Here is a 14,290-nt window from a genome sequence, read left to right on the forward strand (position 1 = left end):
TTCGCCTGCCGGGCAGGCCCCTACACGGGAGTTCCGGATTAAAAAGGGGCTCCCGGGTTAAAAGGTGTAGGTTCCGGTGATGCCCGCCACACGCGGCTCGCCGAGCTGGAAGTAGGCTTCGGGCGCATAGCCGTTGGCCGGGTTGTTGCCGAACTGGTTGCTGAAGTAGAAACCGCGGGTCCCGTAGTCCCTGTCGGTCAGGTTTCTGCCCCACAGCGCGACTTCCCAGTTGTCGCGCTGATAGGTCAGGCGCGCGTTCAACAGTGCGTAGGCCGAGGATTTCTCGTCGTGGCTGTTGGAGAAGTAATAACTGTCCTTACCTTCCACTTCGAGGCGCAGCACCAGTTGCGGCAGCAGCGAAATTTCCGTGCCGGTGAAGAACTGGTAATTCGGCGCCTGCGCCAGGTCGCGGCCGCTGAGATCCACCGGTGCCAGGGCGATACCGTTATAGTCGTCGCGGGCATCCACGTGCGAGGTGCTGATAAAGTCGCGGAACTCGGCATTGAGCCAGCCGGCCGACATAAACAGGCGCACGGCATCGCTGGCCAGATAGTTCAGCTCCACTTCCAGGCCGGTGGTATCACCGCCGGCGGCATTGGTGAGGTAGTCGTCGAAGGAAAAATCGCTCGGATTGAAGATCGACTGCTTGGCCTGCACGTCACTGCGGTCCTGGTAAAAGGCGGCCAGCTGCGCCTGCAGGCGGTTGTCCAGCCACGCGCCTTTGAGGCCGAGTTCGTAGTTGAGCATGTGCTCGGTATCGAAGGCGAACTTGTCGCTGCCGATCGCCGGGTTAGTGGCGGACGCGGAGATGATGCTGGCATTGATACCGCCGGCCTTGTAGCCGCGCGATACGGTGGCGTAGAGCAGGGCATTGTCGCGGTAGTGATATTCCAGCGTGACATTGCCGCCCCACAGGTTTTCATCCTTGCTCGAATCCACCGCGAGGGAATCGGCATAGTCGGCGGCGCGGCGCTCGAAGCGCAGGCCGGTGACCAGATCCACCGCCTGCGCCAGCGCCGTGGTCAGCTGGCCGTAGACGGCGGCATTGCGTGTGTCGAACTGGCTGGTAAAGCTGCGGTTGCGTTCCAGGTCCTCGCTCTCGTCGCGGAAGTAGACACCGGCCACCCAGCTGCTGCGGCCGTTGAACAGCCGCGAGGCATCGGTGGACAGCAGGCGCAGATCGGCACTGACATTGTCTTTGCTGCGCACATAGTTGTCGGTGGAACTGTATTCCCACGGATGGAAACCGACGTAGGTCCAGTCTTCGTCGTAACCGTACTCGGTATCGGAGTTGGCCGCGCTCAGGGTGCCTTTCAGGGTGAACAGATCGCTGCCACTCCAGCGGCCCACCAGCGAGCCGGCGCTGGTTTTCTGGCGGTCCCAGCCGGGCTGGTCGGACAGGGTCTCGCGGGTGTTGTACAGCGAGAAGGCGTCGTAGCCGTTGTCCACGTCGAGAGACAGCGCGGTAAAGTCCAGCTGCAGGTCATCGCTGGGCTGGTAGCGCAGTTTGCCGCGCACAATCGACTCGTCGATATTGTTGGTATCGCTGCGCTGCAGGTGGGTGTTCTTGATGTAGCCATCGGACTGCTGCTTGCGCGCGGCGAGACGGTAACTCCAGTTGTCGTTCAGCGCGCCGCCGCCGGCCGCGGACAGGGTGCGCCCGTTGTACTGCGAAGCTTCGGCGGAAACACTGGCGTCGGTCTCGGCACTCGGTGCCTTGCTGGTCATGCTGATCAGGCCGGCCAGTGCGTTGGCGCCGTAAGTGGTGCCCTGCGGGCCGCGCAGGATTTCCACGCGGTCCATATCCAGCGTGCTGGCGGCCAGGCCCAGGCCGGTGAAGTCGATACCGTCGATAATCAGGCCGACCGACGGATTCACCGGGTCGATAAACTGGCTGCGCTCACCGATACCGCGAATCTGTACAAAGCGGCCGCGCGACGCGCCGGTGGCAAAGTTGACGTTGGGAGCCAGGTCCAGCAGCTGGTCCAGGTTGCTGGCACCGCGCGCGGCGATGGCGCTCTGGTCCAGCACGCTGACGCTGGTGGGGGCGTCCAGCTGGCGGCTGTCGCGCAGCTGGCTGGTGACGATGACCTCTTCCAGACCACTGCTAGCCGGTTGTGTGGCGGCCGCGGCGCCCGCAGACAGACACAGACACAGGCCCACTGACCAGGCGAGCGGTTTTATTCTCATTGGGTGGTTCATGGTTCTCTCTCGATGGAAATAGCGTGAAAGAGACCCGGGATGCGACGTGAGGAGGATACTGGAGACTACCTATTCCTACGCCGGTATTAACCGGATCAGGTTCAAGGGTTTGCTCCTGGAGCATCTCAGGCCGTAACGGCCACCCCTTAGGTGTTGCGGGCGCGATGATAGCAGATGTTTTGCTGGGGTGTTATGGGGGCGCAGTAATCGCGAAGGTGGCGATGTCGGGTATCGCTTTGTGAGACTTTATGAGCCATGGATGGCGAATAAAAGCCCCCAGGGATGGGTTTAGGGGGGGCGCCTAGCCCGTGTCTCACAAAGCGGTACCCGGCAGCGTCACCGCCACCCAAGTCGCCGAGCGCACCACATTGCACCCACGCATAAAAAACCCCGGCGGTGAACCACGGCCAGGGTTTTGCGGTGACAAGGTGGCCTTATTCCGGCAGCAGGCCGCCGGCGTGCACCATCACGTGGAAGATCAGGTTCTGTTCGTGGGTGCCGGTGAGCAGATCGGCGCTGGGGCCGCGGGCCCAGATGCCGACGTCCTCGCCGGAGTGAGTCTCGCCGTCGCGCGGCACCAGCACTTCCTGGTGGTAGCCGGGCTCGGTGGTATCCACGTCGGCGTGCTCGATGCGCCCGGCGCGGGTGGGCAGGTCGTAGCGGGCGTCCGCATCCGTCTCGTCACCCAGATTGGCGTAGCCCTTGCCGTTGGCGTAGTGGATGGTGGTGTAGGGCTTGCCGTCCTCGGCCAGCTCCGGTTTTTTCTGCGGCTGGCCGTGCTCGTCGTTGCCCACCACGTAGCCCAGGATCGGGTTGCCGCGGGTGGCGTAGCCGGCCATGGTCAGCGAGTGGCTGTGGTCGGCAGTGACGATGATCAGCGTGTCGCGGGCGTCGGTGTTGTCCATCGCCACCTGCACCGCGCGGGAAAACTCGGCGGTCTCGTTCAGCGCGTTGTAGGCGTTACCGGCATGGCTGGCGTGGTCGATACGACCGCCCTCGACCACCAGGAAGTAGCCCTGCTGGCCGTGCTTCTTCTGCAGCAGCTCGATACCCTTGGCAGTCATCTGCGACAGCGACGGCTCGCCGGCCCGGTCGTTCTTGCGGTCCGCCTCGTAGCGCATGTGCGACGGGTTGAACAGCGCCAGCAGCTTGTCGGTGTGGGCAGTATCCAGCTTGTCGAAACCTTTCTCGTCCTCGATATAGCGCGCGTGCAGCGGGCCATTGGCGTAGCGCTGCTTCCATTCGTCGACCAGGTTGCGGCCGTCCACGCGCTTGCCGGGCGCGCCCTCTTCATCGGTCACATTTTGCGGCAGGAAATTGCGACGGCCGCCGCCCATCAACAGGTCGAGGCCGTCGCCGGGCTGGAAGGCGACAAACTGGGAGGCGATATCGGCGCAGCCCTGGGGCGCGGTGTATTCCCAGTCGCGCTCGGCCACGTTGGCATAGGTGGCGCCGGGGGTAGCGTGCGTGACCCGCGCGGTGGTGATCACGCCGGTGCCCTTGCCGTCCAGTGCGGCCAGTTTCAGTGCGCTATTGAGTTCGTGGCCATGGCTGCCGGTACAGTCACCACGCAGTACCTCCTGGTCGACACTGAGCACACCAGCGCGGGTTTTGACCCCGGTCATGATCGCGCTCATGGTGCCGGCGGAGTCCGGTACCTGCTGGTTGGTATTGTAGGTCTTGATCAGGCCGCTGTAGGGCAGGTGTTCGAAGCTGAGCAGGTTCTCCTCACCGGTCATGCCCCGCTGTTGACCGGCAAAGATGCGCCCGGCGGTAACAGTGGAGATGCCCATCCCGTCGCCGAGGAACAGGATGATATTTTTCGCCGCACCGCGCTGGTTATTGACCCGACGCTGCTCGGCTTGCTGCAGCACCTTCTCGGCGTCGGCGTACCAGTGACTGTCGAGCTGATTTTTCGGCAGGCTCGCGGCCGGCTGGCTGTTGCCGTAGCTGTTGCAGGCGCTGAGCAGCACGGTCGCGGACAGTGCTGCGGCAATGGTTTTGTGGATCATTCTGTTACCCCCTAGCGAAGAAATGCGCCAATTAGATAGCGGGGATATTACATAAGCGTGACCACCACTACGAACTTTCGCTGAACGGAGGGAATTTCAGCGGTAAGTGGAAATCTCCAGTACGCCGGTCTGCTGCCCCTCAGGCACCTCGCGGTAGAGGTTCTGTCGCGGTGCCAGCACCGCGTCGCGGCCCTCGCGGTAGCTCTGTTCTGCCACCACGGCGCGGTAGGCCTTGTCCAGGTCCAGCGCGCGGCGGCGCGAGGGCATGATCAGTACATTGATGTCCGCGGCCAGCCGCTCCAGCATCGCGGTTTTCAGCGTGCCGTCGCCGTTGAAGAAGCGCGCGCGCACCTCGGCGTTGGAACGGTACTCGTCGGCATTGCCCACCTGCTGCAGGTAGTAGGCGTACTCGCCGCGGCCGTCTTTGCGCAGCGGTTCGGGCTGGCCTGCCAGGGCCTTCTGCGACCAGTGGTACCAGCCGCGCTGGAAGCTGGCGGCGGCATCCAGCTTGCGCGTCATCGCGAAGCCGCCGTCGACATTGGCGCCGATGGCGCCGTGGCAGCCGGCGCAGGTGGCCAGCTCCTCGTAGGATTGCGGGCGCAGCTGGCCGCGCCGGTCTTCGATAAACCCGCTGTAACGCCAGCCGCGACGGTTGCCGACCCCGCGCTCGATATCGCCCACCACCGCTTCCAGCCGGTCGGGAAAATCGTGGCCTTCCTTGAGTTCGGCGGCAGCCAGTTCGCGATGCTGGTAGTAGGTGACCCAGCGCACTTTGCGCGCGTAGCGCAGCTCCTTCATGCGCGGCGCCATAGTGGTGTGACCGCGCGCATCCACATCCAGATAGCGCACGCTGTGCAGAAACTCGGTACCCAGCGGGTAGGAGCCGGCCGACAGCGGCGCGTCACCGCGCTCCTGCGCCAGGCGCGCGGCGCCCACATAATGCATAAAGCGTTTTTGCAGCGGCGCCCAGTCGTAGGTCACCCGGGTGGCGGTGGCGAGTGTGCCGTCTTTATCCAGGTCGACGTTCAGTGTTGTTTCATCCACCGGATCAATGGCCACATCGCTGCGCTTGATCAGCGCTTCGACGATGGCGAGATTGACCCGGTAAATGACCTCGCTGTAGCGACCCTGTGCATCGTTGCGGTAAAGATCGGGCAGGCGAATCAGCACGTCGTCGGTGGAACCGTTGGTGGGGAAAAAGGTGCCGGGGAACGGCGTGTAGGCGAGTGCGCGCCAGCCGGTGAGTGCGCCGTTTGGATCGCGGTCGAAGCCGTGTCGATCGAAATTGAAGTTGGCGTCGGGCACATAGCCGTCCCAGCGGCCGTTGCGGTTGCCGTCCCAGTGGAGTGGCAATTTTTGCGTGAGCTTTTCGGCCAGCGGGATACTGCCGTCCTGCGCGCGGTAATTGTCCTCGCGCACGTAATGCAGAATTTCTTCGTCGCTGACCGATGACAGGTAGCCGGAGCGGTCTTTGAACAGGTTGTGCCAGCGGTTGGAGCGCGCCGGTGCAGCGAAGCTGTAGGCGAGCTGCAGGTCCACATCGTTGGTGAAATTGGGCGCGCTGCTTTCGGTGTGACACACATAGCAGGGATTGCTCGCCGGGCCGCCCTGGGTTTGGGTTTTGGTGTAGCACTGCGGCGGTGTCACCGCGGCGGGATTGGACAGATACAGGCGGCCGAGATTTTGCAGCGGTGAATCTGCTGCAGAAGCGTTGCCAACCATCAGGATCGCGGCGAATGCCACAATGGAAAGTGCGCGCATAGAAATAACCCATAAAAACGGAAAAGCCGGGCCCCTGACAAATATTGCCAGGGGGCCGGCAAGCGGTTTTATCCAGCTGATTTATTCAGCGCTATCCACATCCATCGCCGGGAAGGGACCCACGTAACCGGTGTAGGCGCGGTGTTCCAGTGAGCCGGGGGCCAGCTGGTCGCCATCGGATTCGCCGTAGGGATGCTGTACCACGCTCATCAGGTAGGCGAAGCCGTTGATGTTCGGGTACCAGTAGGGCGAGGTGGTCTCGGAACCGTAGGGGGTAGTCTGGATGCGGGTCAGGCCGGCGGTATGGTCGGCGGCGTCGACTTCGTCCAGGTTCAATGACCAGATCACATCGTTCTGGTGGCCGGAGCCGGTGTCTTCACCGATGATCAGCGTGTTGTAGCCGCTGATGAAGGTCAGGTTGTCCGGGTTGGCGAGGCCGTCGGCGTCGCAGGTGTAGCTGGCGAAGGGGCTGTCGGCGGGGTACTCCGTTTCGATGCCACCGATCAGGCCGCGCATATTGCTGGCGACATAGTCGGAGCCGATATCACTGTCGGCAGCCACGTCCAGCTGGTAGACACCGCCGCAGCCATTTGCCACATCCAGCTGCACGTCGCCGGCACCGTCGGTCATGCCCTTGGCCACCTGGCTCATGGACACGTACAGCTTGCTGCCCTGCGGATCGAAGGTCACGCCCTCCTCTTTGCGGAACTCGGTGCTGGCGCCCTGCAGTGCGGCGTAGCGGCGGGTCTCGAGGCGCGAGGCAATTTTCTCCATACCCGGCTTGATGCTCAGGCACTCGCTGTTGCCGCCAGCGGCAATCTCGGTACAGCCGGCGCCATCGACGGCAAAGATATCGGCGAAGGTGACTGCCGGCTGACCGTCGCCACCGTGCACGGCAGCGCTGATCTCGGCGTCGGTGGCGTGGCCGAGGGACACCCACTCGAGCTCGGCGGCGCCCAGGCCCTCGCCGGAAGTCTGCTTCCACTTGGCCGCGTAGGTGGTGCCGGCACTGAGGTCGCCGGCGGTGTCGGCGATAAACATATAAAAGCCGACGTTGGTGCCATCGTCGGTCATGTACACGGTCTTGGAATCGGGCATCACGTAGGACAGTTCGAACGCGAGGCGGCCCATGGCGTAGTGCTTGGTCAGCTCGGCAGTCGGATCTTTTTCACCGTCGGCGCTGACATTGATTTCGATGTTCCAGCCGTAGAAGTAGGGATTCCACTCGGCCGGGTCGGCGTAGTAGCTGAGCATGCCTCTGGCGTAGCCGTCACCTTCCACTTCGGCGCTGGTGGGCAGGGTGCGGGCATTGGGCTCGTATTCCTCGGAGGCGAGGTGCGCATTCCACGGGGTCACCGAGGCAGCGCAGTGTACCCAGCCGCCGTCTACGCCGGACTGGTCGATCTGCCACAGATCTTTGGTGGACAGCTCGCCGGTGTCTACATCCTGGTTCAGTTCCATCAGGAACATGGCGCCGGGGCGGGTTTCCATCTGCGACACGGAAAACAGGCGATCGCCGATCGGCAGCAGCGAGGTGTGTTCGTTGGCATCGGTGACTTTCAGCATGCCGTCTTCGCCGTACAGCGGCTGGCCGGCTTTATCCACCAGCTGGCCGAACACGACGTTGCTGTTAACCGAATCGCCGGAGCGCAGCAGCGTGTGGTAACCGATCGCGTATGCCTCGCCATCCACTTCCACTTGGGGGGAGGCGAGGATCTGGCGCTTCTCGCTGTCGCTGGTCGGTGCCGGTACACCGGTAAAGCTCAGTGTGCGTGGCGGGGTTTCGGCATCTCCGCCGCCCGCGGCGGGCGGCAAGGGATCGGTCGGCGTTTTTTTATTGTCGTTGTTGCCGTTGCTGCAGCCGGGAATCAGCGCCATGGCGGCAAGGAAAATACCCAGCTTTAGCGCCAGCGGCGTTTTGTGAAATGGAATCATCGTGCAAGCCCCCCAACAAAAAATAAATGTGATTTTTATCGAGCGGGGAGTTAAACGGTTCTGCGTGACACTGGCATGACACGACGGCCGCCTTTCGCGAAAGGTGTGTGAATTTTTTGATACGGTGATGTGGCGCGAATGTTTCAGCCGATGATTTTCACCGCACTTTCATCGGGATCGCGGCCCTTGCCGGCGCGCTGCAGGCGGTCGAGATAGTTGCGCCAGTTGGCATCGCGATTTTGCGCCAGTTCGCGCAGATAGTCCCAGGTGTAGAGACCGCTGTCGTGCCCGTCGTCGAAGACGATTTTCAGCGCGTAGCGGCCGGCCGTCTCCAGCCGTTCGATGCCCACACCCTGTTTACCGCTGACCAGCACACCTTCGCCGGCGCCGTGGCCGCGCACTTCGGCACTGGGCGAGTAGACGCGCAGGTATTCGGCCGACAGGGTATAGTCGCCGTCGGCAAACACAATCTGCAGGCTTTTGTCGGCGCGGTTCAGGCGGATCTTTTTCGGGGCAACCAAGGGTCGGTTTCTCCAGTGAATTGCAGGAGCCTGCCGAGCAGGCTCCTGCGGTGTGCGCGAATTACAGAATAAACCGCGACAGGTCCTCGTTCTGGCTCAGTTCACCCAGGTGGCTGTCCACATAGGCGCCGTCGATAGTGACCGTCTTGTCGCCGTCGCCGGCATCGAAAGAGATTTCCTCGAGCAGTCGCTCCATTACGGTGTGCAGGCGGCGCGCGCCGATATTTTCGGTGCGTTCGTTCACGTCGAAGGCGACTTCGGCAATCCGACGGATACCGTCATCGGTGAAGGTCAGTTCGAGGCCTTCGGTGGCGAGCAGTGCGCGCTGCTGTTCGGTCAGCGAGCCGGACGGTTCGGTGAGGATGCGCTGGAAATCCGCGGAAGTGAGCGAGCTCAGCTCGACACGGATTGGCAGGCGGCCCTGCAGTTCCGGAATCAGGTCCGATGGCTTGGACAGGTGGAAGGCGCCGGAGGCGATAAACAACATGTGATCGGTCTTGATCATACCGTATTTAGTGGTGACGGTGCAGCCTTCGATCAGCGGCAGCAGGTCGCGCTGCACGCCTTCGCGGGAGACGTCGGCACCGCCGGCTTCCTGGCGCTTCGCGACCTTGTCGATCTCGTCGAGAAACACGATGCCGTTTTCTTCGGCGGCGCGGATGGCGCGGGTCTTGATGTCTTCATCGTTGACCAGCTTGCCGGCTTCTTCGTCGGTGAGCTGTTTCATCGCTTGCTTGACGGTGAGCTTGCGCTTCTTGGTCTTGCCCTGGGACATATTCGAGAACATGCCCTGCAGCTGGTTGGTCATTTCCTCCATGCCGGGCGGCGCCATGATTTCGACTCCTGCCGGGGCGACGGCGGTATCGACGTCGATTTCCTTGTCGTCGAGGGTGCCTTCGCGCAGCTTCTTGCGGAACATCTGCCGGGTGCTGGAATCCTTGTCGCTGGGTTCGGTGGCGCGCGCGGGCGGCAGCAGGGCGTCGAGTACGCGCTCTTCGGCGGCGTCCAGCGCGCGCTGCTCGACGCCGGCCATGGCTTTTTCGCGCTCGAGCTTGACTGCCATTTCCACCAGGTCGCGGACGATGGATTCCACATCGCGGCCGACGTAGCCCACTTCGGTGAACTTGGTCGCTTCCACTTTTATGAAGGGTGCGCCGGCGAGCTTGGCCAGGCGGCGGGCGATCTCGGTTTTACCGACACCGGTGGGGCCGATCATCAGGATATTTTTCGGGGTGATCTCGGGGCGCAGCTCTTCGTTCACCTGCATGCGCCGCCAGCGGTTACGCAGCGCAATGGCCACGGCGCGCTTGGCGTCCTGCTGGCCGACGATATGGCGGTCGAGTTCGTGGACGATTTCGCGGGGGGTCATTTGGGATTGGGACATAGACAATCTCGATTCAAATTCGCTTTGGTCTGGCACCGCTCCCTTTTCAAGCGAGTGCGGTGGCGGCCAGGCAATGGGGTGACGGTTTCGAAACCGTCACCCCATCACCTGACCTTCAATTCAGGTTTCGGTGCTTCATCAGCCACCCGCCTGGCGGATCGCAATCAGTAGCTCAATTCTTCAATGGTGTGATTCTGGTTGGTGTAAACACAGATATCACCGGCGATCTTCAGGCCCTGCTCGACGATCGTGCGCGCGTCCAGCTCGGTGTTTTCCAGCAGCGCGCGTGCGGCGGACTGGGCGAAGGGGCCGCCGGAGCCGATGGCGATCAGGTCGTTTTCCGGCTGGATCACGTCACCGTTGCCGGTGATGATCAGGCTGGCGGTGCTGTCCGCCACCGCCAGCAGGGCTTCCAGGCGGCGCAGGGCGCGATCGGTGCGCCAGTCTTTGGCCAGCTCCACCGCGGCGCGGGTCAATTGGCCGCCGTGGGCTTCGAGCTTGGCTTCGAAGCGCTCGAACAGGGTGAAGGCGTCGGCGGTGCCACCGGCGAAGCCGGCGATCACCTGGTCGTTGTGCAGGCGGCGCACCTTGCGGGCGTTGCCTTTCATGATGGTGTTACCCATGGACACCTGGCCGTCGCCGCCGATGACGACCTTGCCGTTACGACGGCAGGAGAGAATGGTGGTTCCGCGGTATTGTTCCAAGGGGGACTCCCGGATTGGTCATTGATCTGCGGGCGCGGCGCTGGCGGCGCCCGAACGAAATTCGGTCAGAACTCAGTAAGTGTGGTCTAGGGTGGGGAATTTCAACTTCCGCGCCGACGGCGCCTCTATAATGCCCGCCCGCTGTCACTGTCCGGAGTATCGCCTTGGCTGCATTACCCACCCGTTTCTACACCCCGGTGTTCGCCCTGTTCATGTCGTGCATGATGTCGCTGTTGATGTCGGCACTGGTCACCTTTATGAACACCGGTATCGACGCCGGTTTCCCGCAGCGCTGGCTGCACGCCTTCGGCGCTGCCTGGGTGGTGGCATTTCCGCTGGTGTCGTTCATCGCGCCGCTGGCGCACCGGCTGACGCGGCTGCTGGTGCGCAGCAAGGTGGACTGAGGAGTCGGGCAGGGCTCGAGGAGCGCGGCGGCAGTCGCCGTCAGCCGGATTTGGCCGGGCGTTTCAGCACCAGCGGCATCAGGTTGTGGTCGGCGAGGGTTTCGCGCACCTGGGAGACCTTGGAGCTGTTGTGGTAGGGGCCGACCAGCACCCGGTGCCAGGTGCCGCGGCTGTCGGTACTGCTCTCGACCTTGACGTCGAGGTTGGACAGGGTGAGCTTGGCGCGCAGCTTTTCCGCCTCGGCTTTGTCGCGGAAAGACGCCACCTGCAGGATATACACCACAGCCGGGTCGCGCGCCGGGCGGCTGCTGGCGGTTTCTTTGCCGCTGGCGCTGTTGTAATGCGCCGGTTGCGCGGCTTTCGGCTCCGGCACCTCCACCTTGTTTTCCTTCAGCAGGGTATAGAAATCGAAGCGCGGCTTGTCGCCCTTGTCAGCGCTCGGCTGCTGCTGCTTGGCCGCCGGGCGGTGCTCGGCTACCGGCTGCCTGCCGGGCTTGAGGCCGTTCAGAAAGATGATGAACACCACGAAGCCGCCGACAAAATTGCCCAGCACGAACCAGACCCAGGCGGGCTTGCCGGCGGAATTGTTACTGCGGCGGCTGGCGTTGCGACGGCTCATCGAAGGGTCTGTCCTCTTTCTCTCATACGACTTTTCGGGCGGGCCCGAGATTGTAACGCCATTCGCCGGCGGGGAGGGCGATGCGGGGCAAATTCCGTCACCGCGGCTCAGGCCAATTCCTGTGCGTCCATATCCACGGCCCAGCGCAGGCGCCGGTTCTTGTTGCCCTCGGCCCACTGGCAGAAGCGCGCCAGCAGCGGCTGCAGGACGCCGCGCTTGTCGGCGGTGATCTGCAGGTAGAAGCGGAAGCGGCCGGACTTGCGCTCCAGCAGCGCCGGCACCGGCCCTAAATAGGCGAGTTCCGGCGACGGCGGCGCCAGCGTCTGCATCTGCGCGCGCGCCTGCTGCAGGAATTCCTCTGCCCAGCGCGGCTCTTCGCATTCCGCGCGCACCAGCGCCATGGCGCGCAGCGGCGGCAGCTGCGCGGTGGCGCGATCCTGCAACAGCTGCCGCGCGAAGGGGCCGTAACCGCGCTCCAGCAGCAACTGCAGCAGCGGATGTTCGGGGAAGCGACTCTGCACCAGCACGCGCCCGGCCAGGTCGCCGCGGCCGGCGCGACCGGCCACCTGTTCCAGCAATTGACCGGTGCGCTCGGGGGCGCGGAAGTCGGCGCTGAACAGGCCGCCGTCGGCGTCCTGGATCACCACCAGCGTGACCCGCGGCAGGTGGTGGCCCTTGGCCAGCATCTGCGTGCCCAGCAACAGGCAGGGCTCGCCGTCGCGCGCGGGGGCCAGCAGCCGGTCGAGGGCCTGCTTGCTGGCGGTGGTGTCGCGGTCGACGCGGATCACCGGGAAGTCGGCGAAGCGCCGCGCGAGCAGCTCTTCGCTGCGTTCGGTGCCGCCGCCGAGCGCGGACAGCGAGCGGCTGTGGCACTGCGGGCAGCTCTCTACCAGGGGCCGGCGATAGTCGCAGTGGTGGCAGCGCAGCTGGCGACTCCGCCGGTGCATGGTGAGCTTGCTGGAGCAGTGCGGGCAGTCGGCCAGCCAGCCGCAGTCATCGCAGGTGAGCGCGGGGGCGAAGCCGCGGCGGTTGATAAACACCAGCACCTGTTCACCACGCGCGAGGGTGTCGCCGATATGGCGCAGCACCTGCGGCGCGAAGCCCTCTTCGAGCGGCTGGCCGAGGGTCGGCACCACCGAGATCTGCGGCGGGCGCGCGTTGCCGGCGCGATTCCGCAGGCGCAGGTGCTGATAGCGCCCGGACAGGGCGTTGTGCAGGCTCTCCAGCGACGGCGTGGCGGAGCCCAGCAGCACCGGAACGCCGGCATTGCGGCCCAGCACCAGCGACAGGTCGCGGGCGGAGTAGCGCACGCCGTCCTGCTGCTTGAAGGAGCCGTCGTGCTCCTCGTCGATAATCACCGCGCCCAGCCGGGGCAGCGGGGTCAGGATCGCCGAGCGGGTGCCGATCACGATATCGGCGGTACCCATGGCGGCGGACAGCCAGGCCTGGGCGCGCTCGCCCTCGGCCAGGCCCGAGTGCAGCGCGGCGATGTTGTGTTCGGGAAAGCGCGCAGCGATGCGGCGCAGGGTCTGCGGGGTGAGACCAATCTCCGGCACCATCAACAGCGCCTGGCGGCCGGCGGCCAGCACCCGCGCCATCAGGCGCAGGTAGACCTCGGTCTTGCCGCTGCCGGTGGTGCCCTCGAGCAGCGACGCGGAGAAACCCTCGGCGGGAATCGCCTCCAGCACCTGCTGCTGCTCTTCATTTAACTGAGGTGGCGCGGCGGCTTCGGTGTTGTCGTCAATCACCGGCGGCGGCACCGTGGGCCCGGCGGTCCAGTCCACCAGGCCGCGCTCGCCCAGCGCGCGGATCACCGCGGTGGAGTGCCCGAGCACCTTCAGCTGGGTGCGACTCTCGCGGCCGCGCTGCAATAACAGTTGCAGCAGCGCCTGCTGCTTGGGCGCGCGGGCCAGGGCGGTGTCCGGCAGGCCCTTGCCCTCGGTGGTCAGTTGCAGCCACTGTTCGGCCCAATGGTCGGCGGGCTTGCCCTTGCGCAGGGCGGCGGGCAGGGCGGCAGCATACAGCTCGCCCGGCGGCGCCTGGTAGTAGTCGGCGGCCCAGTGCAGGAAGGCGCGGCTGCGCGCGTCGAACAGCGGCACGCTGTCGATCTGCGCCAGCGCCGGCTTCAGCCGGGCGTGCGGTGACTCGGCAACCACGTCCACCAGCACCGCCACCAGTTTGCGCCCGCCAAACGGCACCCACAGGCGCTGGCCGGGGACCAGACTGGCCGGTTCCACTCCCGCCGGTGGCAGGTAGTCGAACAGGCGCCGCAGCGGTACCGGTACCGCCAGGCGCAGAATCGCCGCATTTCCCCCGTCGATGGCCAAGTCACTCCTCCGTACTACCGCTGGCTCGAAAAGGCGCATGATAACGCAGTTCGGCGGACCCGCTGTTCCGTGATAGTGCTTGAACCGCGGGGCTAATCTGATTAGTATGCGCCGACTTTTTACACAGCCCGGGGAGTCATCCCCTGAACCAAAGACGACTCCGTGCTCGGCAACAGATCGAGTGGCGGGCTCGAGCAGAGGCCATCATGAAGACAGAAATCCATCCGAATTACGTAGACGTTACCGCAACCTGTTCCTGCGGCAACTCCATCAAGACCCGCTCCACTCTGGGCAAGGACATCCAGCTGGACGTCTGCTCACAGTGCCACCCGTTCTACACCGGCAAGCAGCGCGAAGCCAGCACCGGTGGCCGCGTGGACCGCTTCAAGAAGCGTTTCGGCAGCCGTATCGGCAAGTAAGT

At 64.2% G+C, this 14,290-nt stretch carries 11 protein-coding genes and 1 riboswitch; of the genes, 2 read left to right on the forward strand and 9 right to left on the reverse strand.

Annotated elements, in window-relative coordinates:
- Nucleotides 1-57: 57 nt before the first annotated feature.
- The 7 genes from ABDK11_RS19175 to hslV all read right to left on the reverse strand — a co-directional run bounded on the left by ABDK11_RS19175 (nucleotide 58) and on the right by hslV (nucleotide 10,519).
- The gene (locus ABDK11_RS19175; RefSeq protein ID WP_346838140.1) at nucleotides 58-2,190 is read right to left on the reverse strand and encodes a TonB-dependent receptor; all 2,133 of its coding nucleotides are present in this window, start codon (nucleotides 2,188-2,190) and stop codon (nucleotides 58-60) included.
- 67 nt (nucleotides 2,191-2,257) lie between these two features.
- Nucleotides 2,258-2,359: riboswitch (TPP riboswitch) on the reverse strand.
- Between the two features lie 277 nt (nucleotides 2,360-2,636).
- The gene (locus ABDK11_RS19180) at nucleotides 2,637-4,214 is read right to left on the reverse strand and encodes an alkaline phosphatase (protein WP_346838141.1); all 1,578 of its coding nucleotides are present in this window, start codon (nucleotides 4,212-4,214) and stop codon (nucleotides 2,637-2,639) included.
- Nucleotides 4,215-4,310: 96 nt separating this feature from the next.
- Nucleotides 4,311-5,975: a hypothetical protein gene (locus ABDK11_RS19185; protein ID WP_346838142.1), complete on the reverse strand. Its 1,665-nt coding sequence runs from the start codon at nucleotides 5,973-5,975 to the stop codon at nucleotides 4,311-4,313.
- An 81-nt stretch (nucleotides 5,976-6,056) separates the two neighbouring features.
- Nucleotides 6,057-7,910 carry an alkaline phosphatase PhoX gene (locus ABDK11_RS19190; protein ID WP_346838143.1) on the reverse strand — a complete coding sequence of 618 codons (1,854 nt, stop codon included), beginning with the start codon at nucleotides 7,908-7,910 and terminating at the stop codon, nucleotides 6,057-6,059.
- 143 nt (nucleotides 7,911-8,053) lie between these two features.
- Entirely contained in the window at nucleotides 8,054-8,431 is a 378-nt protein-coding gene (locus ABDK11_RS19195) for a DUF971 domain-containing protein (protein ID WP_346838144.1), read from the reverse strand.
- Nucleotides 8,432-8,492: 61 nt separating this feature from the next.
- Nucleotides 8,493-9,815, reverse strand: a complete 1,323-nt coding sequence (gene hslU, locus ABDK11_RS19200; RefSeq protein ID WP_346838145.1) for an ATP-dependent protease ATPase subunit HslU — start codon at nucleotides 9,813-9,815, stop codon at nucleotides 8,493-8,495.
- Nucleotides 9,816-9,979: 164 nt separating this feature from the next.
- The gene (gene hslV / locus ABDK11_RS19205) at nucleotides 9,980-10,519 is read right to left on the reverse strand and encodes an ATP-dependent protease subunit HslV (protein WP_346838146.1); all 540 of its coding nucleotides are present in this window, start codon (nucleotides 10,517-10,519) and stop codon (nucleotides 9,980-9,982) included.
- A gap of 164 nt (nucleotides 10,520-10,683) precedes the next feature.
- Between hslV and ABDK11_RS19210 the strand changes: the two genes are divergently transcribed.
- Nucleotides 10,684-10,923 carry a DUF2798 domain-containing protein gene (locus ABDK11_RS19210; RefSeq protein ID WP_346838147.1) on the forward strand — a complete coding sequence of 80 codons (240 nt, stop codon included), beginning with the start codon at nucleotides 10,684-10,686 and terminating at the stop codon, nucleotides 10,921-10,923.
- A 40-nt stretch (nucleotides 10,924-10,963) separates the two neighbouring features.
- On the opposite strand, the gene ABDK11_RS19215 is transcribed toward ABDK11_RS19210, so the two are convergent.
- Both ABDK11_RS19215 and ABDK11_RS19220 read right to left on the reverse strand, forming a co-directional pair.
- Nucleotides 10,964-11,542 carry an SPOR domain-containing protein gene (locus ABDK11_RS19215; RefSeq protein ID WP_346838148.1) on the reverse strand — a complete coding sequence of 193 codons (579 nt, stop codon included), beginning with the start codon at nucleotides 11,540-11,542 and terminating at the stop codon, nucleotides 10,964-10,966.
- 107 nt (nucleotides 11,543-11,649) lie between these two features.
- Nucleotides 11,650-13,869, reverse strand: coding sequence for a primosomal protein N' (locus ABDK11_RS19220; protein WP_346838149.1), 2,220 nt, complete (start codon nucleotides 13,867-13,869; stop codon nucleotides 11,650-11,652).
- A 206-nt stretch (nucleotides 13,870-14,075) separates the two neighbouring features.
- On the opposite strand from ABDK11_RS19220, the gene rpmE reads away from it, so the two are divergent.
- The gene (rpmE, locus tag ABDK11_RS19225; RefSeq protein WP_346838150.1) at nucleotides 14,076-14,288 is read left to right on the forward strand and encodes a 50S ribosomal protein L31; all 213 of its coding nucleotides are present in this window, start codon (nucleotides 14,076-14,078) and stop codon (nucleotides 14,286-14,288) included.
- Nucleotides 14,289-14,290 lie beyond the last annotated feature (2 nt).

Origin of the sequence: Microbulbifer sp. SAOS-129_SWC (assembly GCF_039696035.1) — a bacterium.
Lineage (GTDB): Bacteria > Pseudomonadota > Gammaproteobacteria > Pseudomonadales > Cellvibrionaceae > Microbulbifer.